The sequence below is a fragment of the Enterobacter sp. IF2SW-B1 genome (genome assembly GCF_001743375.1).
Lineage (GTDB): Bacteria > Pseudomonadota > Gammaproteobacteria > Enterobacterales > Enterobacteriaceae > Enterobacter > Enterobacter bugandensis.
Genome location: NZ_MJAA01000009.1, coordinates 114,488 through 135,930, shown reverse-complemented (window position 1 = coordinate 135,930; position 21,443 = coordinate 114,488). Strand labels below are relative to the sequence as shown.

General features: G+C 56.0%; 20 protein-coding genes. 13 read left to right on the top strand and 7 right to left on the bottom strand.

The window, feature by feature from the left end; genetic code table 11:
* Nucleotides 1-2: 2 nt before the first annotated feature.
* From murD to mutT, 12 genes are all read left to right on the top strand, one after another.
* Nucleotides 3-1,319, top strand: a complete 1,317-nt coding sequence (murD, locus tag A6013_RS18545; RefSeq protein ID WP_069733550.1) for a UDP-N-acetylmuramoyl-L-alanine--D-glutamate ligase — start codon at nucleotides 3-5, stop codon at nucleotides 1,317-1,319.
* The gene (gene ftsW, locus A6013_RS18540; protein ID WP_028015508.1) at nucleotides 1,319-2,563 is read left to right on the top strand and encodes a cell division protein FtsW; all 1,245 of its coding nucleotides are present in this window, start codon (nucleotides 1,319-1,321) and stop codon (nucleotides 2,561-2,563) included. The genes murD and ftsW overlap by 1 nt, the downstream gene beginning before the upstream one ends.
* Nucleotides 2,560-3,624 (top strand): undecaprenyldiphospho-muramoylpentapeptide beta-N-acetylglucosaminyltransferase, encoded by a 1,065-nt coding sequence (gene murG, locus A6013_RS18535; RefSeq protein WP_028015509.1) that lies wholly within the window; start codon nucleotides 2,560-2,562, stop codon nucleotides 3,622-3,624. The genes ftsW and murG overlap by 4 nt, the downstream gene beginning before the upstream one ends.
* 56 nt (nucleotides 3,625-3,680) lie before the next feature.
* Nucleotides 3,681-5,156, top strand: coding sequence for a UDP-N-acetylmuramate--L-alanine ligase (gene murC, locus A6013_RS18530; protein WP_028015510.1), 1,476 nt, complete (start codon nucleotides 3,681-3,683; stop codon nucleotides 5,154-5,156).
* Nucleotides 5,149-6,069, top strand: a complete 921-nt coding sequence (locus tag A6013_RS18525) for a D-alanine--D-alanine ligase (RefSeq protein WP_041911244.1) — start codon at nucleotides 5,149-5,151, stop codon at nucleotides 6,067-6,069. Before murC ends, A6013_RS18525 begins: the two co-directional genes overlap by 8 nt.
* 1 nt (nucleotide 6,070) lies before the next feature.
* Nucleotides 6,071-6,913 carry a cell division protein FtsQ gene (gene ftsQ, locus A6013_RS18520; RefSeq protein WP_045259458.1) on the top strand — a complete coding sequence of 281 codons (843 nt, stop codon included), beginning with the start codon at nucleotides 6,071-6,073 and terminating at the stop codon, nucleotides 6,911-6,913.
* Nucleotides 6,910-8,166, top strand: a complete 1,257-nt coding sequence (ftsA, locus tag A6013_RS18515) for a cell division protein FtsA (protein ID WP_006173845.1) — start codon at nucleotides 6,910-6,912, stop codon at nucleotides 8,164-8,166. The genes ftsQ and ftsA overlap by 4 nt, the downstream gene beginning before the upstream one ends.
* A gap of 63 nt (nucleotides 8,167-8,229) precedes the next feature.
* Nucleotides 8,230-9,381, top strand: coding sequence for a cell division protein FtsZ (gene ftsZ, locus A6013_RS18510; RefSeq protein WP_008501978.1), 1,152 nt, complete (start codon nucleotides 8,230-8,232; stop codon nucleotides 9,379-9,381).
* Between the two features lie 101 nt (nucleotides 9,382-9,482).
* Nucleotides 9,483-10,400, top strand: coding sequence for a UDP-3-O-acyl-N-acetylglucosamine deacetylase (gene lpxC, locus A6013_RS18505; protein ID WP_006810110.1), 918 nt, complete (start codon nucleotides 9,483-9,485; stop codon nucleotides 10,398-10,400).
* 280 nt (nucleotides 10,401-10,680) lie between these two features.
* Nucleotides 10,681-11,184, top strand: coding sequence for a secA translation cis-regulator SecM (gene secM, locus A6013_RS18500; protein WP_028015513.1), 504 nt, complete (start codon nucleotides 10,681-10,683; stop codon nucleotides 11,182-11,184).
* A 58-nt stretch (nucleotides 11,185-11,242) separates the two neighbouring features.
* On the top strand, nucleotides 11,243-13,948 hold the full coding sequence (gene secA / locus A6013_RS18495) for a preprotein translocase subunit SecA (RefSeq protein ID WP_045259459.1): 2,706 nt from the start codon (nucleotides 11,243-11,245) through the stop codon (nucleotides 13,946-13,948).
* A gap of 57 nt (nucleotides 13,949-14,005) precedes the next feature.
* Nucleotides 14,006-14,398, top strand: coding sequence for an 8-oxo-dGTP diphosphatase MutT (mutT, locus tag A6013_RS18490; RefSeq protein WP_028015515.1), 393 nt, complete (start codon nucleotides 14,006-14,008; stop codon nucleotides 14,396-14,398).
* A gap of 34 nt (nucleotides 14,399-14,432) precedes the next feature.
* Here the strand turns inward: mutT and yacG are convergent, their stop codons facing one another.
* The 3 genes from yacG to coaE are packed head-to-tail and all read right to left on the bottom strand — an operon-like array spanning nucleotide 14,433 to nucleotide 16,000.
* The gene (gene yacG, locus A6013_RS18485; protein WP_028015516.1) at nucleotides 14,433-14,627 is read right to left on the bottom strand and encodes a DNA gyrase inhibitor YacG; all 195 of its coding nucleotides are present in this window, start codon (nucleotides 14,625-14,627) and stop codon (nucleotides 14,433-14,435) included.
* 9 nt (nucleotides 14,628-14,636) lie between these two features.
* On the bottom strand, nucleotides 14,637-15,380 hold the full coding sequence (zapD, locus tag A6013_RS18480; protein ID WP_028015517.1) for a cell division protein ZapD: 744 nt from the start codon (nucleotides 15,378-15,380) through the stop codon (nucleotides 14,637-14,639).
* Nucleotides 15,380-16,000 carry a dephospho-CoA kinase gene (gene coaE, locus A6013_RS18475; protein WP_069733549.1) on the bottom strand — a complete coding sequence of 207 codons (621 nt, stop codon included), beginning with the start codon at nucleotides 15,998-16,000 and terminating at the stop codon, nucleotides 15,380-15,382. Before coaE ends, zapD begins: the two co-directional genes overlap by 1 nt.
* A 228-nt stretch (nucleotides 16,001-16,228) precedes the next feature.
* On the opposite strand from coaE, the gene A6013_RS18470 reads away from it, so the two are divergent.
* Nucleotides 16,229-17,272 carry a GMP reductase gene (locus A6013_RS18470; protein WP_028015519.1) on the top strand — a complete coding sequence of 348 codons (1,044 nt, stop codon included), beginning with the start codon at nucleotides 16,229-16,231 and terminating at the stop codon, nucleotides 17,270-17,272.
* 41 nt (nucleotides 17,273-17,313) lie between these two features.
* Here A6013_RS18470 and hofC read toward each other — a convergent pair whose 3' ends face one another.
* The 4 genes from hofC to nadC form a co-directional block, all read right to left on the bottom strand.
* Entirely contained in the window at nucleotides 17,314-18,498 is a 1,185-nt protein-coding gene (gene hofC / locus A6013_RS18465; protein WP_069733548.1) for a protein transport protein HofC, read from the bottom strand.
* The gene (gspE, locus tag A6013_RS18460) at nucleotides 18,488-19,870 is read right to left on the bottom strand and encodes a type II secretion system protein GspE (protein WP_069733547.1); all 1,383 of its coding nucleotides are present in this window, start codon (nucleotides 19,868-19,870) and stop codon (nucleotides 18,488-18,490) included. The genes hofC and gspE overlap by 11 nt, the downstream gene beginning before the upstream one ends.
* Nucleotides 19,871-19,880: 10 nt before the next feature.
* A complete protein-coding gene (gene ppdD, locus A6013_RS18455; RefSeq protein ID WP_048960892.1) occupies nucleotides 19,881-20,318 on the bottom strand; it encodes a prepilin peptidase-dependent pilin in 438 nt (145 codons plus the stop codon).
* 174 nt (nucleotides 20,319-20,492) lie between these two features.
* Nucleotides 20,493-21,386, bottom strand: a complete 894-nt coding sequence (nadC, locus tag A6013_RS18450) for a carboxylating nicotinate-nucleotide diphosphorylase (protein WP_045259465.1) — start codon at nucleotides 21,384-21,386, stop codon at nucleotides 20,493-20,495.
* Nucleotides 21,387-21,443: the final 57 nt, after the last annotated feature.

Here is a 21,443-nt window from a genome sequence, read left to right as displayed (position 1 = left end):
TCATGGCAGATTACCAGGGTAAAAAAGTCGTTATCATCGGGTTAGGCCTCACTGGCCTCTCCTGCGTGGACTTTTTCCTTGCGCGCGGCGTGACGCCGCGTGTGATGGATACGCGTGTCTCTCCGCCGGGTCTGGACAAACTGCCGGAACAGGTTGAACGTCACCTTGGTGGTCTGAATGATGACTGGCTGCTGGCAGCCGATCTGATTGTCGCCAGCCCGGGTATGGCGCTGGCGCACCCTTCACTGAGCGCAGCTGCGGATGCGGGCGTTGAGATTGTCGGCGATATCGAGCTGTTCTGCCGCGAAGCGCAGGCGCCGGTTATCGCGATCACCGGTTCTAACGGCAAAAGCACCGTCACTACCCTGGTGGGTGAAATGGCGAAAGCCGCAGGCATGAACGTAGGAGTAGGCGGCAATATCGGTCTGCCCGCGCTGATGCTGCTGGACAAAGGCTGCGAGCTGTACGTTCTGGAACTTTCCAGCTTCCAGCTTGAAACCACCTCCAGTCTGCATGCGGCGGCGGCAACGATCCTCAACGTGACGGAAGATCATATGGATCGATATCCATTTGGTCTGCAACAGTATCGCGCGGCCAAGCTGCGTGTTTACGAAAATGCCAAAGTTTGCGTGGTTAACGCCGACGACGCGCTGACCATGCCGGTGCGCGGCGCGGACGAGCGCTGCATCAGCTTTGGTATCACCATGGGTGATTATCATCTGAACCGCCAGCTGGGCGAAACCTGGCTGCGCGTGAAAGGTGAAAAAGTGCTGAACGTGAGGGAGATGAAGCTTTCCGGCCAGCACAACTACACCAATGCCCTGGCGGCGCTGGCGCTGGCAGATGCCGTAGGGCTGCCGCGCTCTTCCAGCCTGAAAGCGTTGACCACGTTTTCCGGCCTGGCACACCGTTTCCAGCTGGCGCTGGAGCATAACGGCGTTCGCTGGATTAACGACTCCAAAGCGACCAACGTGGGAAGCACGGAGGCCGCGCTGAACGGTCTGCACGTTGACGGCACCCTGCATCTTCTGTTGGGTGGCGACGGCAAATCCGCTGATTTCTCCTCCCTGAAACAGTACCTCACCGGCGATAACATCCGCCTGTACTGCTTTGGCCGTGACGGTAGCGAGCTGGCCGAACTACGCCCGGAAGTTGCTGAGCAAACTGAAACGATGGAACAGGCGATGCGCCTGATTGCCCCGCGCGTGCAGCCTGGCGACATGGTTCTACTCTCCCCGGCGTGCGCCAGCCTCGATCAGTTTAAGAATTTCGAACAGCGTGGCGATGTCTTTACCCGCCTTGCGAAGGAGTTAGGCTGATGCGTTTATCTCTCCCTCGCCTGAAAATGCCGCGCCTGCCAGGATTTGGAATTCTGGTGTGGCTGTTTGCGGCGCTGAAAGGCTGGGTGATGGCTTCACGGGATAAAGATTCCGATAGCCTGATTATGTACGACCGCACCCTGTTCTGGCTGACGCTGGGGCTGGCGGCGATCGGATTTATCATGGTGACCTCAGCCTCTATGCCCGTTGGACAGCGTCTGGCGAACGATCCCTTCCTGTTCGCCAAGCGTGACGGGCTGTACATCATTCTGGCGTTCTGCCTGGCGCTGGTAACGCTTCGTCTGCCGATGGCGTTCTGGCAGCGCCACAGTACCGCGATGCTGATCGCCTCCATTATCATGCTGCTGATCGTGCTGGTTGTCGGGAGCTCCGTTAACGGGGCATCACGCTGGATCGCCTTCGGCCCGCTGCGTATTCAGCCTGCGGAGTTCACCAAGCTTTCGTTATTCTGCTACCTGGCAAACTACCTGGTGCGAAAAGTCGATGAGGTGCGTAACAACCTTCGCGGCTTCTTAAAGCCGATGGGCGTCATTCTGGTGCTGGCGATCCTGCTGCTGGCGCAGCCTGACCTCGGGACCGTTGTCGTACTGTTTGTCACCACGCTGGCGATGCTGTTCCTGGCAGGGGCCAAGCTGTGGCAGTTCATCGCCATCATCGGGATGGGGATTTCAGCGGTGGTGCTGCTGATCCTCGCCGAGCCTTACCGTATCCGCCGCGTGACCTCGTTCTGGAACCCGTGGGAAGATCCGTTCGGTAGCGGTTACCAGCTGACGCAGTCGCTGATGGCGTTTGGCCGCGGTGAAGTCTGGGGGCAAGGCCTGGGCAACTCGGTGCAGAAACTGGAGTATTTACCGGAGGCGCACACCGACTTTATCTTCTCCATTATTGGGGAAGAACTGGGTTATATCGGTGTGGTATTAGCGCTTTTAATGGTATTCTTCGTCGCTTTCCGCGCCATGTCGATTGGCCGAAAAGCGCTGGAGATTGATCACCGCTTCTCAGGCTTCTTAGCCTGCTCAATTGGTATCTGGTTTAGCTTCCAGGCGCTGGTTAACGTCGGGGCCGCAGCGGGTATGCTGCCGACCAAAGGTCTGACGTTGCCGCTGATCAGCTATGGTGGTTCGAGCCTGTTGATCATGTCGACGGCCATTATGTTTTTGTTACGCATAGATTATGAGACGCGTCTGGAGAAAGCCCAGGCGTTTACACGAGGTTCACGATGAATCAACCGAAGCGGTTAATGGTGATGGCAGGCGGTACCGGTGGACACGTGTTCCCGGGGCTGGCGGTTGCGCACCATTTAATGGAGCAGGGCTGGCAGGTACGCTGGCTGGGAACCGCAGACCGCATGGAAGCCGACCTGGTACCGAAGCACGGTATTGAGATCGACTTTATTCGTATTTCCGGCCTGCGAGGCAAAGGCCTCAAGGCCATGCTGCTGGCGCCGGTGCGTATTTTTAACGCCTGGCGTCAGGCGCGCACCATCATGAAGCGCTTTAAGCCCGATGTGGTGCTGGGTATGGGCGGCTATGTTTCTGGTCCCGGCGGGCTGGCCGCGTGGTCGTTAGGCATTCCCGTTGTTCTGCACGAGCAGAACGGTATTGCCGGTCTGACCAACAAGTGGCTGGCGAAAATCGCCACCAAAGTGATGCAGGCGTTTCCCGGTGCGTTTCCGAAAGCGGACGTGGTGGGTAACCCGGTGCGCGTCGACGTGCTGGCGCTGCCTCTACCGGATGCCCGCCTGGCGGGACGTGAAGGCCCGGTTCGTGTTTTGGTCGTTGGTGGTTCTCAGGGTGCGCGCATTCTGAATCAGACAATGCCGCAGGTGGCGGCAAAGCTGGGTGATGCCGTGACTATCTGGCACCAAAGCGGTAAAGGCGCTCAGCAGACCGTTGAGCAGGCGTACGCTGATGAAGGCCAGCCGCAGCATAAAGTGACGGAATTTATTGACGATATGGCCGCAGCCTATGCCTGGGCCGATGTCGTGGTCTGCCGCTCTGGCGCGCTGACGGTGAGCGAAATCGCCGCCGCCGGCTTGCCAGCGCTGTTCGTGCCGTTCCAGCACAAAGACCGACAGCAGTACTGGAACGCGCTGCCGCTTGAGAAAGCCGGCGCGGCGAAAATTTTTGAGCAGCCACACTTTACCGCCGATGCGGTCGCCACCACCCTGGCGGGCTGGAACAGAGACGCACTGCTGGAGATGGCGCAGCGCGCGCGCGCTGCCGCTATCCCGGATGCGACAGAACGGGTGGCAAAAGAAGTGAGTCTGGCAGCCCAGGCTTAACCCTCGCAGCGCGTGTTGCGCTGCACGAATTTTAAGTAGTCGATGGCGTTTAGAGAATGAATACACAACAACTGGCAAAACTGCGTTCAATCGTGCCCGAGATGCGTCGCGTCCGGCACATTCACTTTGTTGGCATCGGTGGTGCCGGCATGGGCGGTATTGCCGAAGTGTTAGCTAACGAAGGTTATCAGATCAGCGGGTCCGACCTGGCGCCAAACCCTGTCACGCAGCAGCTTGCGTCGCTTGGGGCGACTATCTATTTCAACCATCGCCCGGAAAACGTGCGCGATGCAAGCGTGGTGGTGGTATCGAGCGCCATCTCCTCTGACAATCCGGAAATCGTTGCCGCGCACGAAGCGCGCATTCCAGTGATCCGCCGCGCAGAAATGCTGGCGGAACTGATGCGGTTCCGTCATGGCATTGCAATTGCCGGTACCCACGGTAAAACCACGACCACGGCGATGGTTTCCAGCATTTATGCGGAAGCGGGTCTCGATCCGACGTTTGTCAATGGCGGTCTGGTGAAAGCCGCAGGCGTCCATGCGCGTCTGGGCCACAGCCGTTATCTGATTGCGGAAGCGGATGAGAGCGACGCGTCGTTCCTGCACCTGCAGCCGATGGTGGCGATTGTCACCAATATCGAAGCTGACCATATGGATACCTACCAGGGCGACTTCGAAAACTTAAAGCAGACCTTCATCAACTTCCTGCACAACCTGCCGTTTTATGGTCGCGCGGTGATGTGCGTGGACGACCCGGTGATCCGCGAGCTGCTGCCGCGCGTCGGTCGTCAAATCACCACCTACGGCTTCAGCGAAGACGCTGACGTCCGCGTGGAAGAGTACAAACAGATTGGTGCGCAGGGGCATTTCACTCTGGCGCGTCAGGACAAAGAGCTACTGCACGTCACGCTGAATGCGCCAGGGCGCCATAACGCACTTAACGCCGCAGCGGCAGTGGCTGTTGCGACGGAAGAAGGCATTGATGATGAGGCGATCCTGCGCGCGCTGGAAAGCTTCCAGGGGACGGGGCGTCGCTTCGACTTCCTCGGCGAGTTCCCGCTGGATGCGGTGAATGGTAAGCCAGGTACCGCGATGCTGGTGGACGACTACGGTCACCATCCGACGGAAGTGGACGCGACCATTAAAGCCGCACGCGCGGGCTGGCCGGAGAAGAATCTGGTGATGATCTTCCAGCCGCACCGCTTCACGCGTACCCGCGATCTGTATGACGATTTCGCCAGCGTGCTGTCACAGGTGGATACCCTGCTGATGCTGGATGTTTACGCCGCCGGCGAAACGCCAATTCCAGGCGCAGACAGCCGTTCCCTGTGTCGTACCATCCGCGGGCGCGGTAAAGTTGACCCTATTCTGGTTTCTGACCCGGCACAGGTGGCGGAGATTCTGGCACCGGTCCTGACCGGTAACGATCTCATCCTGATTCAGGGTGCGGGAAATATCGGCAAGATCGCCCGTACCTTAGCTGAAATCAAACTGAAGCCGCAAACCCAGGAGGATGAGCATCATGGCTGATAAGATTGCAGTCCTCTCTGGCGGCAACTCCGCCGAGCGCGAGGTTTCTCTGAATTCCGGCGCTGCCGTGCTGGCGGGTCTGCGTGAAGGCGGCGTAAACGCACATATTGTCGATCCAAAAGAGGTCGACGTGACGCAATTAAAAGCGATGGGCTTCGATAAGGTCTTTATCGCGTTACATGGTCGTGGCGGTGAAGACGGAACCCTGCAAGGGCTTCTGGAGCTGATCGGCCTGCCTTACACCGGCAGCGGCGTGATGGCATCCGCCATATCTATGGATAAACTGCGCAGTAAGTTACTCTGGCAGGGAGCGGGTTTACCCGTTGCGCCGTGGGTGGCGCTGACGCGCGGCGAATTTGAATTGGGCCTGTCGGACAGCGTTAATACACGCATTGCGGCACTGGGCTTACCGGTTATTGTAAAGCCGAGCAGGGAAGGGTCGAGCGTCGGGATGTCAAAGGTCGATAAAGCTGAAGATTTAACATCTGCTTTAGCGCTGGCATTTCAACACGATGAAGAAGTTCTGATTGAAAAATGGCTCAGCGGGCCGGAATTTACCGTCGCGATGCTTGGCGAAGAAATTTTACCGTCAATTCGCATCCAACCCGCCGGAGTCTTCTATGATTATGAGGCGAAGTATCTCTCTGATGAGACGCAATATTTCTGCCCTTGTGGTCTTGAAGCAGAGCGCGAAGCCGAATTACAGTCCCTGGTGCTTAAAGCCTGGAATGTTTTGGGCTGCAGCGGCTGGGGACGCATTGATGTGATGCAGGACAATGACGGGCAGTTTTATCTGCTGGAAGCCAATACCTCACCGGGAATGACCAGCCACAGCCTTGTGCCGATGGCGGCGCGTCAGGCGGGAATGAGCTTCTCGCAGTTAGTCGTACGTATTCTGGACCAGGCGGGCTGATATGTCTCAGGCTGCATTGAACACGCGCAACCGCGATGACGAAGAAGAATACACTTCTTCACGCCGGAGTAATGGAACGCGTCTTGCAGGGATAATTTTCCTGCTCGGGGTGCTGTGCACCGTGTTTATCAGCGGCTGGATGGTGCTGGGCTGGATGGAAGACGCACAGCGGTTGCCGCTGTCAAAGCTGGTGGTGACCGGCGAGCGTCACTACACGCGTAACGATGATATTCGCCAGTCTATTCTGGCGCTGGGATCGCCCGGCACCTTTATGACGCAGGACGTCAATATTATCCAGAGCCAGATTGAACGTCTGCCATGGATAAAACAGGCGAGTGTCAGAAAACAATGGCCTGATGAATTGAAGATTCATCTGGTTGAATATGTGCCCATTGCGCGTTGGAATGATCAGCACATGGTTGACGTAGATGGAAATTCCTTCAGCGTCCCGAGCGATCGTGTCAACAAGCAAAATTTACCGATGTTGTATGGCCCTGAAGGCAGCGAAAACGAAGTATTGCAGGGTTTTCGTGAAATGGGGCAGGTGCTGGCGAAGGACAGGTTTACGTTAAAAGATGCTGCGATGACGGCGCGCCGCTCCTGGCAGCTGACGTTGACGAACGGCATTAAGCTCAACCTGGGACGCGGCGACACAATGAAACGTCTTGCGCGTTTTGTAGAACTTTACCCGGTTTTACAACAGCAGGCGCAGGCGGACGGCAAACGGATAAGCTACGTTGATTTGCGCTATGACTCAGGCGCAGCAGTCGGTTGGGAGCCGGCTCCGGTCGAGGAACCTAATCAGCAACAGAATCAGGCACAGGTACAGGCAGAACAACAATGATCAAGGCGACGGACAGAAAACTGGTAGTTGGACTGGAGATTGGCACCGCGAAGGTTGCCGCTTTAGTAGGGGAAGTTCTGCCCGACGGTATGGTCAATATCATTGGCGTGGGCAGTTGCCCGTCCCGTGGTATGGATAAAGGTGGGGTAAACGACCTTGAGTCGGTGGTGAAATGCGTACAGCGCGCCATCGATCAGGCTGAATTGATGGCAGATTGCCAGATTTCTTCTGTCTATCTGGCCCTTTCTGGTAAGCACATTAGCTGCCAGAACGAAATCGGTATGGTGCCGATTTCCGAAGAAGAAGTGACGCAGGAAGACGTTGAAAACGTTGTGCATACGGCGAAGTCCGTGCGCGTTCGCGATGAGCATCGCGTGCTGCACGTGATCCCGCAGGAATATGCGATTGACTACCAGGAAGGGATCAAGAACCCGGTTGGTCTGTCTGGCGTGCGTATGCAGGCAAAAGTGCACCTGATCACATGTCACAACGATATGGCGAAGAACATCGTAAAAGCCGTTGAACGTTGTGGCCTGAAAGTTGACCAACTTATTTTCGCCGGTCTGGCGGCAAGTTATTCCGTGCTGACCGAAGACGAACGTGAACTGGGTGTCTGTGTGGTGGATATCGGTGGTGGTACAATGGACATGGCCGTGTATACCGGCGGTGCGCTGCGCCACACCAAAGTGATCCCTTACGCAGGGAACGTTGTGACCAGCGATATTGCTTACGCTTTTGGTACGCCACCGAGCGATGCAGAAGCGATTAAAGTACGCCACGGCTGTGCGCTGGGGTCTATCGTTGGTAAAGATGAGAGCGTTGAGGTGCCGAGCGTGGGCGGACGTCCGCCGCGTAGCCTGCAGCGCCAGACGTTGGCAGAGGTAATTGAGCCGCGCTATACCGAGCTGCTCAATCTGGTCAACGAAGAGATTTTACAGCTTCAGGAACAGCTTCGTCAGCAGGGTGTTAAGCATCATCTTGCGGCGGGGATTGTATTAACCGGCGGTGCAGCGCAAATTGAAGGTCTTGCGGCCTGCGCTCAGCGCGTGTTCCATACGCAGGTGCGTATTGGTGCGCCGCTGAATATTACCGGTTTAACGGATTATGCTCAGGAGCCGTACTATTCAACGGCTGTGGGCCTGCTTCACTACGGGAAGGAATCTCATCTCAGTGGTGAAGCAGAAGTGGAAAAACGCGTCTCAGTGGGGTCGTGGGTCAAACGACTGAACAACTGGCTGCGAAAAGAGTTTTAATTTTTTAAAGAGACCGGAGAGAATTAGCGGTCTCGGGCGACAGGCACAACGGAGAGAGAAATTATGTTTGAACCTATGGAACTGACCAACGACGCGGTGATTAAAGTCATCGGCGTCGGTGGCGGCGGCGGTAACGCCGTAGAGCATATGGTGCGTGAACGCATTGAAGGTGTTGAATTCTTCGCAGTTAACACCGATGCGCAGGCACTGCGTAAAACGGCAGTTGGCCAGACTATCCAGATCGGCGGTGGCATCACTAAAGGGCTGGGCGCTGGGGCTAACCCGGAAGTCGGTCGCAACGCGGCTGAAGAAGATCGTGAAGCCCTGCGTGCTGCACTGGAAGGTGCGGACATGGTCTTCATCGCAGCAGGCATGGGCGGCGGTACCGGTACCGGTGCAGCACCTGTTGTCGCTGAAGTAGCTAAAGATTTAGGTATCCTGACCGTTGCTGTCGTGACCAAGCCTTTCAATTTTGAAGGCAAGAAGCGTATGGCCTTCGCGGAGCAGGGTATCACCGAACTGTCCAAGCATGTGGACTCGCTGATCACCATCCCGAACGACAAGCTGCTGAAAGTTCTGGGTCGTGGTATCTCCCTGCTGGACGCCTTCGGCGCAGCAAACGACGTGCTGAAAGGCGCGGTCCAGGGTATCGCAGAACTGATTACCCGTCCTGGCCTGATGAACGTTGACTTTGCAGACGTTCGCACCGTGATGTCCGAAATGGGCTACGCGATGATGGGCTCTGGCGTGGCGAGCGGCGAAGACCGTGCGGAAGAAGCGGCTGAAATGGCTATCTCTTCTCCACTGCTGGAAGATATCGATCTGTCCGGTGCGCGCGGCGTGCTGGTCAACATTACCGCTGGCTTTGACCTGCGTCTGGATGAGTTCGAAACCGTGGGTAATACCATCCGCGCGTTCGCCTCTGACAACGCGACCGTGGTAATCGGTACTTCCCTTGACCCGGAAATGAATGACGAGCTGCGTGTTACCGTTGTTGCGACCGGTATCGGTATGGACAAGCGTCCTGAGATCACCCTCGTGACCAACAAGCAGACTCAGCAACCGGTAATGGATCGTTACCAGCAGCACGGTATGTCTCCTCTGACTCAGGAGCAAAAACCGGCTGCGAAAGTGGTAAACGACCCAACGCCGCAAACGGCAAAAGAGCCAGATTATCTGGACATCCCGGCGTTCCTGCGTAAGCAAGCTGACTAAGAATTGGCTGGAATTTGGGGATTTGCGCTCTTTGTGCTAAACTGGCCCACCGTTAGTGATATACACTCTCGGTTGGATAGTTAATTTGGCGAGATTATACGATGATCAAACAAAGGACACTTAAACGTATCGTTCAGGCGACGGGTGTCGGTTTACATACCGGCAAGAAAGTCACACTGACGTTACGCCCTGCGCCGGCCAATACCGGGGTCATCTATCGTCGCACCGACTTGAATCCACCGGTAGATTTTCCGGCCGATGCCAAATCTGTGCGTGATACAATGCTCTGTACTTGTCTGGTGAACGAGCATGACGTGCGGATTTCTACCGTAGAGCACCTGAACGCCGCCCTGGCGGGTCTGGGTATCGACAACATTATTGTTGAAGTCGATGCGCCAGAAATCCCGATTATGGATGGTAGTGCTGCGCCGTTCGTTTATCTGTTGCTGGATGCCGGCATCGAAGAACTGAACTGTGCGAAGAAATTTGTTCGCATCAAAGAGACCGTTCGCGTCGAAGATGGCGACAAGTGGGCTGAATTCAAACCGTACAATGGTTTCTCGTTGGACTTTACCATCGACTTTAACCATCCGGCGATTGACTCCAGCACTCAGCGCTACGCGATGAACTTCTCTGCTGATGCGTTTATGCGCCAGATCAGCCGCGCACGTACGTTTGGCTTCATGCGTGATATCGAATATCTGCAGTCCCGCGGCCTGTGCCTGGGCGGCAGCTTCGATTGTGCCATCGTTGTTGACGATTATCGCGTACTGAACGAAGACGGCCTGCGTTTTGAAGATGAATTCGTTCGTCACAAAATGCTGGATGCGATCGGCGACCTGTTCATGTGTGGTCACAACATCATTGGTGCATTTACCGCGTTCAAATCCGGTCATGCACTGAACAACAAATTGTTGCAGGCCGTCCTGGCAAAACAGGAAGCCTGGGAATATGTGACCTTTGAAGACGAAGCGGAACTGCCGCTGGCGTTCAAAGCACCGACTATGGTCCTGGCGTAACGGTTAACGCCGTTTCGTAAGAAAAGCGACTGGTTCACCTGGTACTCTCTCCGACCAGGGAAGCCAGTCGTTTTTATTTCTGCCCTTCTTTGATTTGCCCCTCTACTCCCTGGCCATTGTCGGGTGCCGAATAACGGTGTGTTCGCTGCATTATTGACCGTTTTTACCTGCTGCAAGGTGTCATTCCTGCTGCTGCGTATTGGCTTTAGTGGTAATATCTGGGCGCTAAAAAAGAATAATTGAACTCAGCCTGCACTGGCGGGCGAATGTGGTGGAGCAAGTGAGCGGAATACTGACGCGCTGGCGACAATTTGGCAGACGTTACTTCTGGCCGCATCTCTTATTAGGGATGGTCGCGGCAAGTTTCGGCTTGCCTGCGCTCAGCAACAGTGCGGAAGCGGCGACGCCAGCACGTTCCACGACAACTAAACACGATCTCTCGACGCGGGTTAACTTTACTAATCTCGCGTGGCTTGAAGCCAGCCGTCGTCCTAATTTCTCCGTTGATTACTGGCAGCAGCACGCCATCCGCACGGTTATTCGTCATCTGTCGTTCGCGATGGCGCCGCAGACGATGCCTGTTGCTGAAGAGTCGCTGCCGGTTCAGGCTCAGCATCTTGCCCTGCTCGATACGCTTAATGCGCTTCTGACGCAGGATAACCAGCCGCCCGTGACCGTGAGTCAGACGGCGCAAACCTGGTTTGTTCCTCCTGTATCATTCTCCGTTTCGACATGGATTAGCCAGGTTCACGGCATCCGTGCCGGGCCTCAACGCCTCAGCTAAATTAACTTTTTTCAATACCTTAATTTATCTGCCCGTCTGGGGCGTTTGAGAATTTATTATGCTAATCAAATTATTAACCAAAGTTTTTGGTAGTCGTAACGATCGTACCCTGCGCCGTATGCGCAAAGCTGTAAACATCATCAACGGTATGGAACCGGCGATGGAGAAGCTCTCTGATGATGAGCTGAAGGCGAAAACCGCGGAGTTCCGCGCGCGTCTGGAAAAAGGCGAAACCTTAGAGAGCCTGATCCCGGAAGCTTTCGCCGTTGTGCGTGAAGCGAGTAAACGTGTGTTCGGCATGCGTCACTTCGACGTTCAATTGCTGGGCGGTATGGTGCTTAACGAACGCTGCATCGCGGAAATGCGTACCGGTGAAGGTAAAACCCTGACCGCAACGCTGCCGGCTTACCTGAATGCCCTGACCGGTAAGGGTGTTCACGTCGTTACCGTCAACGACTATCTGGCCCAGCGTGATGCCGAAAACAACCGTCCGCTGTTCGAATTCCTCGGCATGACCGTCGGCATCAACATGTCCGGACTGCCGGCACCCGCCAAGCGCGAAGCCTACAACGCGGACATCACCTACGGCACCAACAACGAATACGGCTTCGACTACCTGCGCGACAACATGGCGTTCAGCCCGGAAGAGCGCGTCCAGCGTAAGCTGCACTATGCGCTGGTGGATGAGGTTGACTCCATTCTGATCGATGAAGCGCGTACCCCGCTGATCATCTCCGGCCCGGCCGAAGACAGCTCTGACATGTACCGTAAAGTCGACAAAATCATTCCACACCTGCTGCGTCAGGAGAAAGAAGACTCCGATACCTTCCAGGGGGAAGGCCACTTCTCCGTAGATGAAAAAGCGCGCCAGGTGAACCTGACCGAACGCGGTCTGGTGAAAATCGAAGAGCTGCTGGTGGCTGAAGGCATTATGGAAGAAGGTGAGTCTCTGTACTCTCCGAGCAACATCATGCTGATGCACCACGTGACCGCCGCGCTGCGCGCCCACGCGCTGTTCACCCGCGACGTTGACTACATCGTGAAAGACGGTGAAGTCATCATTGTCGATGAACACACCGGCCGTACCATGCAGGGGCGTCGCTGGTCCGATGGCCTGCACCAGGCGGTGGAAGCGAAAGAAGGCGTGGATATCCAGAACGAAAACCAGACGCTGGCCTCAATCACCTTCCAGAACTACTTCCGTCTGTATGAGAAGCTGGCGGGGATGACCGGTACCGCAGATACCGAAGCGTTTGAATTCAGCTCCATCTACAAGCTGGATACCGTGGTTGTGCCAACCAACCGTCCGATGATCCGTAAGGATATGCCGGACCTGGTGTACATGACCGAAGCGGAAAAAATTCAGGCGATCATCGAAGATATTCGCGACCGTACTGCCAATGGTCAGCCGGTTCTGGTGGGGACCATCTCCATCGAGAAATCCGAGGTGGTTTCCAATGAGCTGACCAAAGCAGGCATCAAGCACAACGTTCTGAACGCCAAGTTCCACGCTAAAGAAGCGGACATTGTTGCTCAGGCGGGCTATCCGGCAGCCGTGACCATCGCCACCAACATGGCGGGTCGTGGTACCGATATTATGCTCGGCGGTAGCTGGCAGGCTGAAGTCGCAGAGCTGGAAAACCCAACGCCAGAGCAGATCGAGCAGATCAAAGCCGACTGGCAGGTGCGTCACGACGCGGTGCTGGCATCCGGTGGTCTGCACATCATCGGTACCGAGCGTCACGAATCTCGTCGTATCGACAACCAGCTGCGTGGCCGTGCGGGCCGTCAGGGTGATGCCGGTTCTTCCCGCTTCTACCTGTCTATGGAAGATGCGCTGATGCGTATTTTCGCCTCCGACCGCGTGTCCGGCATGATGCGTAAGCTGGGCATGAAGCCTGGTGAAGCCATTGAGCACCCATGGGTGACTAAAGCGATCGCTAACGCCCAGCGTAAAGTGGAAAGCCGCAACTTCGATATTCGTAAGCAGCTGCTGGAATATGATGACGTGGCCAACGATCAGCGTCGCGCGATCTACACCCAGCGTAACGAACTGCTGGACGTGTCCGACGTGAGCGAAACCATCAACAGCATCCGCGAAGATGTGTTCAAAGCCACCATCGACGCGCATATTCCACCGCAGTCTCTGGAAGAGATGTGGGACGTTGAAGGCCTGCAGGAACGTCTGAAAAACGACTTCGATCTCGATCTGCCAATCAAAGAGTGGCTGGATAAAGAGCCTGAGCTGCATGAAGAGACCCTGCGCGAACGTATCTTTGAAACCGCGCTGGAGGTTTATAAGCGTAAGGAAGAAGTGGTTGGCGCTGAGATGATGCGTCACTTCGAAAAAGGCGTGATGCTGCAGACGCTGGACTCCCTGTGGAAAGAGCACCTGGCGGCGATGGACTACCTGCGTCAGGGTATCCACCTGCGCGGCTATGCGCAGAAAGATCCGAAGCAGGAGTACAAGCGTGAATCCTTCTCCATGTTTGCCTCTATGCTGGAGTCACTGAAGTACGAAGTGATCAGCACCCTGAGCAAGGTTCAGGTGCGCATGCCGGAAGAAGTGGAAGCGATGGAGCAGCAGCGTCGTGAAGAAGCTGAGCGTCTGGCGCAGATGCAGCAGCTGAGCCACCAGACTGACGAAAGCGAAGCCGCAGCAGCGATCGCCGCGCAGACCGGCGATCGTAAAGTCGGTCGTAACGATCCGTGCCCGTGTGGTTCCGGTAAAAAATACAAGGCGTGCCACGGCCGCCTGAGCTAAGAACATAACTAACTGAAAAGGCGCAGATATCTGCGCCTTTTTTATGGAAGTGACGCTATGAAAATACTGCAAATTGCCGTCGGGATTATTCGCAACCCGCAAAATCAAATCTTCATCACCCAGCGCGCTGCTGACGCCCATATGGCGAACAAGTGGGAGTTTCCTGGCGGGAAAATCGAATCAGGAGAAACACCGGAAGAGGCGCTGGTGCGTGAGCTGCAGGAAGAGGTGGGGATTACCCCGCTTGGCGCCACGCTGTTCGATAAGCTGGAGTATCAGTTTCCCGACAGGCACATCACGCTGTGGTTCTGGCTGGTGGAAAGCTGGGAAGGTGAACCCTGGGGAAAAGAGGGACAGCCGGGTAACTGGGTGGAACTTCAGGTCAGTGATGCCGACAAATTCCCGCCAGCCAATGAGCCTGTGATCCGCCGCTTAGCGACAAACATGTAGGCCTGCCGAACGAATCGCCAGCAGGCTTTGAACGTTACTGCTGGCTTTCGCTCCAGTCATCGCTATCCGAGAGGTCGCCTTCGCTCGGAATTCGTTTCTCTTCCGCCGCCCATTCGCCCAGATCAATGAGCTGACAGCGCTTGCAGCAGAACGGGCGAAACGGACTCACTTCTCCCCAGACGACAGTTTTCCCACAGGTTGGGCAGTTTACGGTGGTGACGTCAGACATTGGCACTCCTTAACAACAGGCCAGTTCAAAATCGAGGCGTTCCGGCACGGTGCCATTTTCACTGTCCAGCGGCATAAAGCGGATCGCGAAACGGCTTTTATGCCCGGAAATTTGTGGATAAAGCTGCTCGCCAAGCGACAAATTTAGACGCAGAAGATCGGCGTCGTCGCCATTGTCCTGATAAAAACCGTTGAGACTGGTTTGCTTGCGGAACGGGGCAGAGTTACGCACAAGATCGAGGATCAGCGATAGCGTCTGATTCATCGGCTCCAGGCTACCCAGCCAGCTGTTTACCTGGCGATCGCGCTGTTCCTGCGGCATATGCAGCCACATATGCAGCGTTGGCAGATCAAAGCTACAGCAACCGCCCGGTATGCTCAGGCGCTGGCGCACCAGCGCTATCAAACGGTCTTCTCGTAAATATTGCCCAACGCGCGGCGCGGCCATCAGCGTCGTGCTGCTGTTTTTCAACTGCTGGCGTAAGGCGTCAATTCGACTTTGATCCACGCCCGGTACTTCGGCCCAGGCCTGTAATTTACGCTGCTGGCGCTCCAGCTCTTTCAACAGCTCCGTGCGGACATCGCCACGTTCAATCACATCCAGCAGATCGCCTACGTTGCGAAAGAAGTGCAACGCCGTGGCATGATCGTTAACAGGCAGATGTTGTGAAAGCTGTTGGATGAGAAATTCAATGCGCAGCCAGGTACGCATTTTTTCATTGAGCGGGTGCTCAAAAAGGATGTGAGTTGACATTATGGTTTTTCCTGTGCAACGGCCTGCGCGGCGAAGGTTAGATACTGCTCGTGCAGGCGGGCAACATCCGATGCAATGGCATCTGGTGCGCCGTTATTATCAATAACATCATCCGCAACGGCAAGGCGCTGAGCGCGAGTGGCCTGAGCGGCAAGAATTTGTTCAGCATGTTCACGCGAGACGTGGTCGCGCGTCATGGTTCGCTGGATTTGCGTCTCGGGTGTGACATCAATCACCAATACCCGATTGGCTTTCTTATGCAGCTGATTTTCTACCAGGAGCGGAACCACCCACAGGACATAGGGCGAGCGGGCTGCGACTATCTGACGCTGAGTTTCCTGGTGGATAATGGGGTGGAGCAGGGCATTAAGCCAGGCTTTTTCCGCAGAATCGGAAAAAATATATTCGCGAAGCTGACGGCGGTTCAGTGTGCCATCGGCATTGATGATTGCCTGACCGAAATGGTCGGCGATGGCCTTTAGCGCGGGTGTATTGGGCTCTACCACCTGACGGGCAATAATATCAGCATCAATAATCGCGATGCCGAGACGAGAAAACGCGTCCGCAACGGTACTTTTGCCACTACCGATGCCGCCGGTTACTGCGACGATATACCCCATTAAATCAAATCCTGGGAATTATTCATTATGGAAATCAGTTGCTTAAAAAACAAACGTGCGACAGTAATTGTTTGATTCTCTTTACCGGCTTTTTACCAGGTAAATTTATAGGATTGTAGCGTAAAAAAAGAGAATTTCGCAGTCTTGCGGAGCAGGTATTAGTGCGTATGATAGCGTCACTGGAGTTGTGCTTTTAACATATTTGCCTCTAACCCCAGGAATCCGCACATGCGTATCGAAGAAGATCTGAAGTTAGGTTTCAAAGACGTTCTTATCCGCCCTAAACGCTCTACACTGAAAAGTCGCTCAGACGTTGAACTCGAACGTCAATTCACCTTTAAACACTCCGGTCAGACCTGGTCTGGCGTGCCAATCATTGCTGCCAACATGGATACAGTCGGTACCTTTGAGATGGCAACGGCGCTGGCTCAGTTCGATATTCTTACTGCAGTCCACAAGCACTACACTCCTGAAGAGTGGAATGCGTTTGTTGCGTCCGCCTCTGCTGACGTGGTGAAGCACGTGATGGTTTCCACCGGTACTTCCGACGCCGATTTCGAGAAAACCAAACAGATCCTGAATGCTAACCCGGCGCTTAGCTTCGTTTGTATTGATGTGGCGAACGGTTACTCCGAGCACTTCGTGCAGTTCGTCAGCAAGGCGCGCGAAGCCTGGCCGACCAAAACTATCATTGCGGGCAACGTGGTGACCGGTGAAATGTGTGAAGAGCTGATCCTTTCTGGTGCCGACATCGTGAAAGTAGGCATTGGCCCGGGCTCCGTATGCACCACGCGCGTGAAGACCGGAGTTGGTTATCCGCAGCTTTCCGCGGTCATTGAATGTGCCGACGCGGCGCACGGCCTGGGCGGCCAGATCATTAGCGACGGCGGTTGCACCATGCCGGGCGATGTCGCAAAGGCCTTTGGCGGCGGCGCGGACTTCGTGATGCTCGGCGGTATGCTGGCAGGCCACGAAGAGAGCGGCGGCACCGTGGTGGAAGAGAACGGCGAGAAATTCATGCTGTTCTACGGTATGAGCTCTGAATCCGCGATGACCCGCCACGTCGGTGGCGTGGCAAAATACCGTGCGGCAGAAGGCAAAACCGTGAAGCTGCCTCTGCGCGGCCCGGTTGAAAACACCGCGCGCGACATCCTGGGCGGCCTGCGTTCAGCCTGTACCTACGTGGGTGCATCCCGCCTGAAAGAGCTGACGAAACGCACAACGTTTATTCGCGTTCAGGAGCAGGAAAACCGCGTTTTCAATAGCCTGTAATGGCTTTCGCTGGCGCATGCTCGTGCGCCAGCGCTACTGCACTACCCCGCGCTCATCGCATCACCCAGATGGAAAATCGGCAGATACATTGCCACCACCAGCGTGCCGATGATAACCCCCGTAACAACCAGGAGCAGTGGCTCCAGAAGCGCCGCCAGGTTGTCTGCCCGTTGAAAGGTCTGTTCCGTGTGATGGCGAGCAAGGTTTGCCAGCATGACGTCCAGCGAACCTGACATCTCGCCGGTTCGTAAAAGCTGAATACAGAGCGGGGTAAACATTGCCGCCTTCTGAAAGGACGACCAGACGGGGAGACCTTTTTCAATGTTCTCGCGTATGCTGCGGAGTATTCCCTGCCAGTACCGGCTTTCAACAGTCTCTTCTGCACTTTCAAGCCCCTGTAAGAATGCAATGCCCGCCTGCTGCGTGAGCGACAACACGGTGAAGATCTGCCCCAGTTTTTGCCCTCTCGCCAGCGCGCCCATTACGGGGAAACTCAGCAGAATACGCTGCCAGCGAGGATGGTGTCGCAGAGGCCAGGCTGCGGTTACGGGAACAAGCAGCATCGCGAACAGCGCAAGGGCATATGACTGCATAAACGCGGCTATCCCCATAACAATTCGCGTCAGCGCCGGAAGCGGGGTATTAAAGGTTTTGTAGATCGCGGCAAATTCGGGCAAAACCAGGGTGACCATTGCCAGCACGACGAGCACGGCCAGCGTCAGGACGATCGCCGGGTAGCGCAGCGCTTTTTTCACCTTCGCGCTGAGCTGCTGCTGCGCTTTTTGCTGTTCTGCAAGCTCTCGGCAGCACGCTTCAAGCTTCCCCGTTAGCTCTCCGATTTTCACCATTGAGATATGCAGTGGGCTAAAGACCGCTGGCCACCGTTTGAGCGCCTCAGAAAAAGGACAGCCTTCACTGAGTTCATCGGCAACGTTTTGCAGTAGCCCCCGCCACGGTTCTACTGGATGTTGGTCTGCCAGCATTTGCAGACTATGCGCGAGCGTCAGCCCGGCCTGCAGGAGCGTTGCGAGCTGACGAAACATCTCGTAGCAGTGATGTGGACGCCAGCGGTGCCTTTGAGCGCATCGGGTCAGGGCCAGAGGATGGAGGTCGTTACGCATCAGCCTGGTGAAGGCTGCGTTGCGGTCGGTGGCCCAGAGTACCCCGTTTCGGGGTTCTCCTTCAGCGGAGAGTGCTCGCCAGCGCCAGAGTTGATTAGCAGCCATCGGGCATACCCAGAACACGCACTAACTCTTCAAGCGTGGTCATCCCTTGTTCAACGGCCATGCAGCCGTGTTCAAACAGCGAGATGAGTCCAGCCTGTCGGGCGCTGGCTTCAATCACCTCGGTGCCTGCCCCGCTGGCAATAGCCTGGCGCAGGGGATTATCGATCGCAAGTACTTCAAAAATGGCCACGCGCCCGTAAAAACCGTGATAACAACGATCGCAGCCTGCAGGTTGCCAGCGAGGAAGTTGCCGCGGCCAAACCGAGCGCGGCAGGTCCGTATGCTCCCCTGTTTTATGTCGGCAGTGCGGGCAAAGGCGCCGAACCAGCCGCTGGGCAATTACCATCGAGAGCGCGGAAGAGATCATCCAGCGCGCCATGCCCATCTGCTCCAGACGAATGAGGGTTTCCGTCGTCGAGTTGGTGTGCAGCGTCGACAATACCAGATGCCCGGTCTGCGCGGCTTTGATGGCAATTTCTGCCGTTTCACCATCGCGAATTTCCCCGACCATAATGATGTCCGGATCCTGACGGAGCAGCGCTCTCAGTACGCTCTGGAATGTTAAGCCCGCGCGGGGGTTAACCTGCGTCTGATTTAACCCCGCAAGCGGGATCTCGATGGGATCCTCCACGCTGCAGATGTTGACGTCAGGGGTGTTACGCGCCTGCAGCGCGCTGTAAAGCGTTACGGTTTTGCCGCTGCCCGTCGGGCCGGTGACCAGAATTAGCCCCTGAGGCTGGTGGAGTACCTCATTAAAACAGGCCAGCTGTTTAGCGCTCATGCCAAGCGCGTTCGGTTCCAGCGCCTGCTGAACCTGATGTAGCAAACGCAGCACAATTTTCTCACCGCCGTTGCAGGGAAGCGTGGCGATACGAAACGAGACCGGCTCGTTTGTCAGCTCAATCGTAAACTGACCGTCCTGCGGCAAGCGTCGTTCCGCAATATCCAGATTACCCAGCACTTTTAACCGGGCGCTGAGCATCGTCGCCAGCGCGGCGGAAAGGGGAGGCTGCGGATAAAGTACCCCGTCGATACGTAAGCGGATCTGGCACGCGTGCTCCATTGGTTCGATATGGATGTCAGACGCGCGCTGGTTTACTGCCTGCTGCAGCGTATGGTTGAGGATGTCCACCGCGGAGTGGGGTTGCGAAACGACGGGCAGATGCGATTGCGCGGTTAACTGCCGGTGCTTTTCCATGCGTTCAGCGCTCCAGCATTCGATATCAATCCGCTTCTGGGTCGCGAAGCGCAGGGCCTCCATCAGTTCAGGCGCGGGGGTTCCCACGACGGCGATGCTAATCATGTCGCTGTCGCTGGTGAGCAGCAGGGCATGGTGGCGAAGACAAAGCGCCACGAGTTGATCGGTGTTCATTATCCGCTCCTTAGTTAGTGTCGAAGCGGAAGACGTCTTCGCAGGCCTGCTTAAGCGCGCTGTCAGCACTGATATTGCAGTCACGCGTCCAGCCCGTCATACCGTTGCCGTTGCTCCACTGCGGCGTCATGGTTACCGTCAGCCCGTTCAGGCTCTCCTGGCCTGTTAAGGTCACGATCCCTTTCGCCACGCTCATTTCTGAAACGTAACGCGTCGTGGCAGGAGAGGGAATACCGTTACTGCCGGCATCGCAGCTCTCCACGCCGCCGCGATCGAGCGCGCAAAGCTCAATGGCAGTGCGATAGGGAACGAAAGTTTGCAGCATATCGGTGAGGGCTGCTTTACGCAGGTAGTTCTGATAGGCGGGAACGCCGATGGCGCTCAGAATCGCAATGATGCCAATGACCACCATCAGCTCAATGAGTGTGAATCCTTGTTGTCTGTCCATATCTGCTCCTTATGCAAAGTGGCGCTACTTTGTCAGCGGGACAGGGCAGAAACGAGGGGCAAAAAAGAGAACGAGAAAGGAGCTTCAGAGAATTCATTCCGTGTTGCAGAGAAGGACAATGGATTTGCGAGCGAGGCTGAAATTCCCCTCTCCGGGCAGAGAGGGGAGCGTGCGTTATTTGAAGCGCATTGAGAGATCGAGGGCGCGAACGTGCTTGGTCAGCGCGCCAACGGAGATGTAATCCACGCCGGTTTCGGCGAACTCACGGATCGTCTCGAAAGTGACGTTTCCGGACACTTCAAGCTGGGCCCGGCCGTTGGTCAGTTTCACCGCCTCGCGCATCTGCTCCGTCTCGAAGTTATCGAGCATGATGATATCGGCCCCGGCCTTGATCGCCTGCTCCAGCTCTTCCAGGCTTTCAACTTCCACCTCAACCGGCACATCCGGATGCAGCCAGAAGGCCTTTTCCACCGCCTGACGCACGGAGCCAGAAGCGATAATGTGGTTCTCTTTAATCAGGAAAGCATCGGATAAGCCCAGACGATGGTTTGCGCCGCCGCCGCAGAGCACCGCGTACTTCAGCGCAGTGCGCAGGCCCGGCAGCGTTTTGCGGGTATCAAGCAGCTGGGTACGGGTGCCGGCCAGCAGGTCAACGTAGCGGCGCACTTCACTGGCGACGCCAGAGAGCGTTTGGACAAAATTGAGCGCGGTACGCTCGCCGGTCAGTAATACGCGGGAAGGACCGTCCAGCTCGAACAGCGGCTGATTGGCGGTCACTGCATCACCATCATCAACGTGCCATGTCACCTGTACATCGTCACCCGCCAGCTGAGTAAAGACCTCTTCAACCCAACGCTTGCCGCAGAAAACGCCCTCCTCACGGGTGATAATGACCGCGTGCGAGCGTGTCTCTTTTGGCAACAATTGTGCGGTAATATCTTTATCGGCGTTAACGTCACCCCCCAGGTCTTCTTTCAACGCATGGGCGACGCTTGCCGGAATATCCATATTAATACGTTCCAGAAGCGCTTCACGTCGGTGGTCGGGGTTGTAGCGGCGAGGCGGCATGATAAAACTCCAAATTGGTAACGAATCATAATATTGAAACATGCTACTCTGAACCGA

Bases quoted from the DNA above. Each gene is read 5' to 3' on its own strand.
- A6013_RS18525 (WP_041911244.1), top strand. From the start codon at position 5,149: ATGGCTGATAAGATTGCAGTCCTCTCTGGCGGCAACTCCGCCGAGCGC.
- ppdD (WP_048960892.1), bottom strand. From the start codon at position 20,318: ATGGACAGACAACAAGGATTCACACTCATTGAGCTGATGGTGGTCATT.
- murC (WP_028015510.1), top strand. From the start codon at position 3,681: ATGAATACACAACAACTGGCAAAACTGCGTTCAATCGTGCCCGAGATG.
- hofC (WP_069733548.1), bottom strand. From the start codon at position 18,498: ATGGCTGCTAATCAACTCTGGCGCTGGCGAGCACTCTCCGCTGAAGGA.
- ftsW (WP_028015508.1), top strand. From the start codon at position 1,319: ATGCGTTTATCTCTCCCTCGCCTGAAAATGCCGCGCCTGCCAGGATTT.
- nadC (WP_045259465.1), bottom strand. From the start codon at position 21,386: ATGCCGCCTCGCCGCTACAACCCCGACCACCGACGTGAAGCGCTTCTG.
- murD (WP_069733550.1), top strand. From the start codon at position 3: ATGGCAGATTACCAGGGTAAAAAAGTCGTTATCATCGGGTTAGGCCTC.
- A6013_RS18470 (WP_028015519.1), top strand. From the start codon at position 16,229: ATGCGTATCGAAGAAGATCTGAAGTTAGGTTTCAAAGACGTTCTTATC.
- ftsQ (WP_045259458.1), top strand. From the start codon at position 6,071: ATGTCTCAGGCTGCATTGAACACGCGCAACCGCGATGACGAAGAAGAA.
- mutT (WP_028015515.1), top strand. From the start codon at position 14,006: ATGAAAATACTGCAAATTGCCGTCGGGATTATTCGCAACCCGCAAAAT.
- coaE (WP_069733549.1), bottom strand. From the start codon at position 16,000: ATGGGGTATATCGTCGCAGTAACCGGCGGCATCGGTAGTGGCAAAAGT.
- gspE (WP_069733547.1), bottom strand. From the start codon at position 19,870: ATGAACACCGATCAACTCGTGGCGCTTTGTCTTCGCCACCATGCCCTG.
- murG (WP_028015509.1), top strand. From the start codon at position 2,560: ATGAATCAACCGAAGCGGTTAATGGTGATGGCAGGCGGTACCGGTGGA.
- ftsZ (WP_008501978.1), top strand. From the start codon at position 8,230: ATGTTTGAACCTATGGAACTGACCAACGACGCGGTGATTAAAGTCATC.
- lpxC (WP_006810110.1), top strand. From the start codon at position 9,483: ATGATCAAACAAAGGACACTTAAACGTATCGTTCAGGCGACGGGTGTC.
- zapD (WP_028015517.1), bottom strand. From the start codon at position 15,380: ATGTCAACTCACATCCTTTTTGAGCACCCGCTCAATGAAAAAATGCGT.
- ftsA (WP_006173845.1), top strand. From the start codon at position 6,910: ATGATCAAGGCGACGGACAGAAAACTGGTAGTTGGACTGGAGATTGGC.
- secA (WP_045259459.1), top strand. From the start codon at position 11,243: ATGCTAATCAAATTATTAACCAAAGTTTTTGGTAGTCGTAACGATCGT.
- yacG (WP_028015516.1), bottom strand. From the start codon at position 14,627: ATGTCTGACGTCACCACCGTAAACTGCCCAACCTGTGGGAAAACTGTC.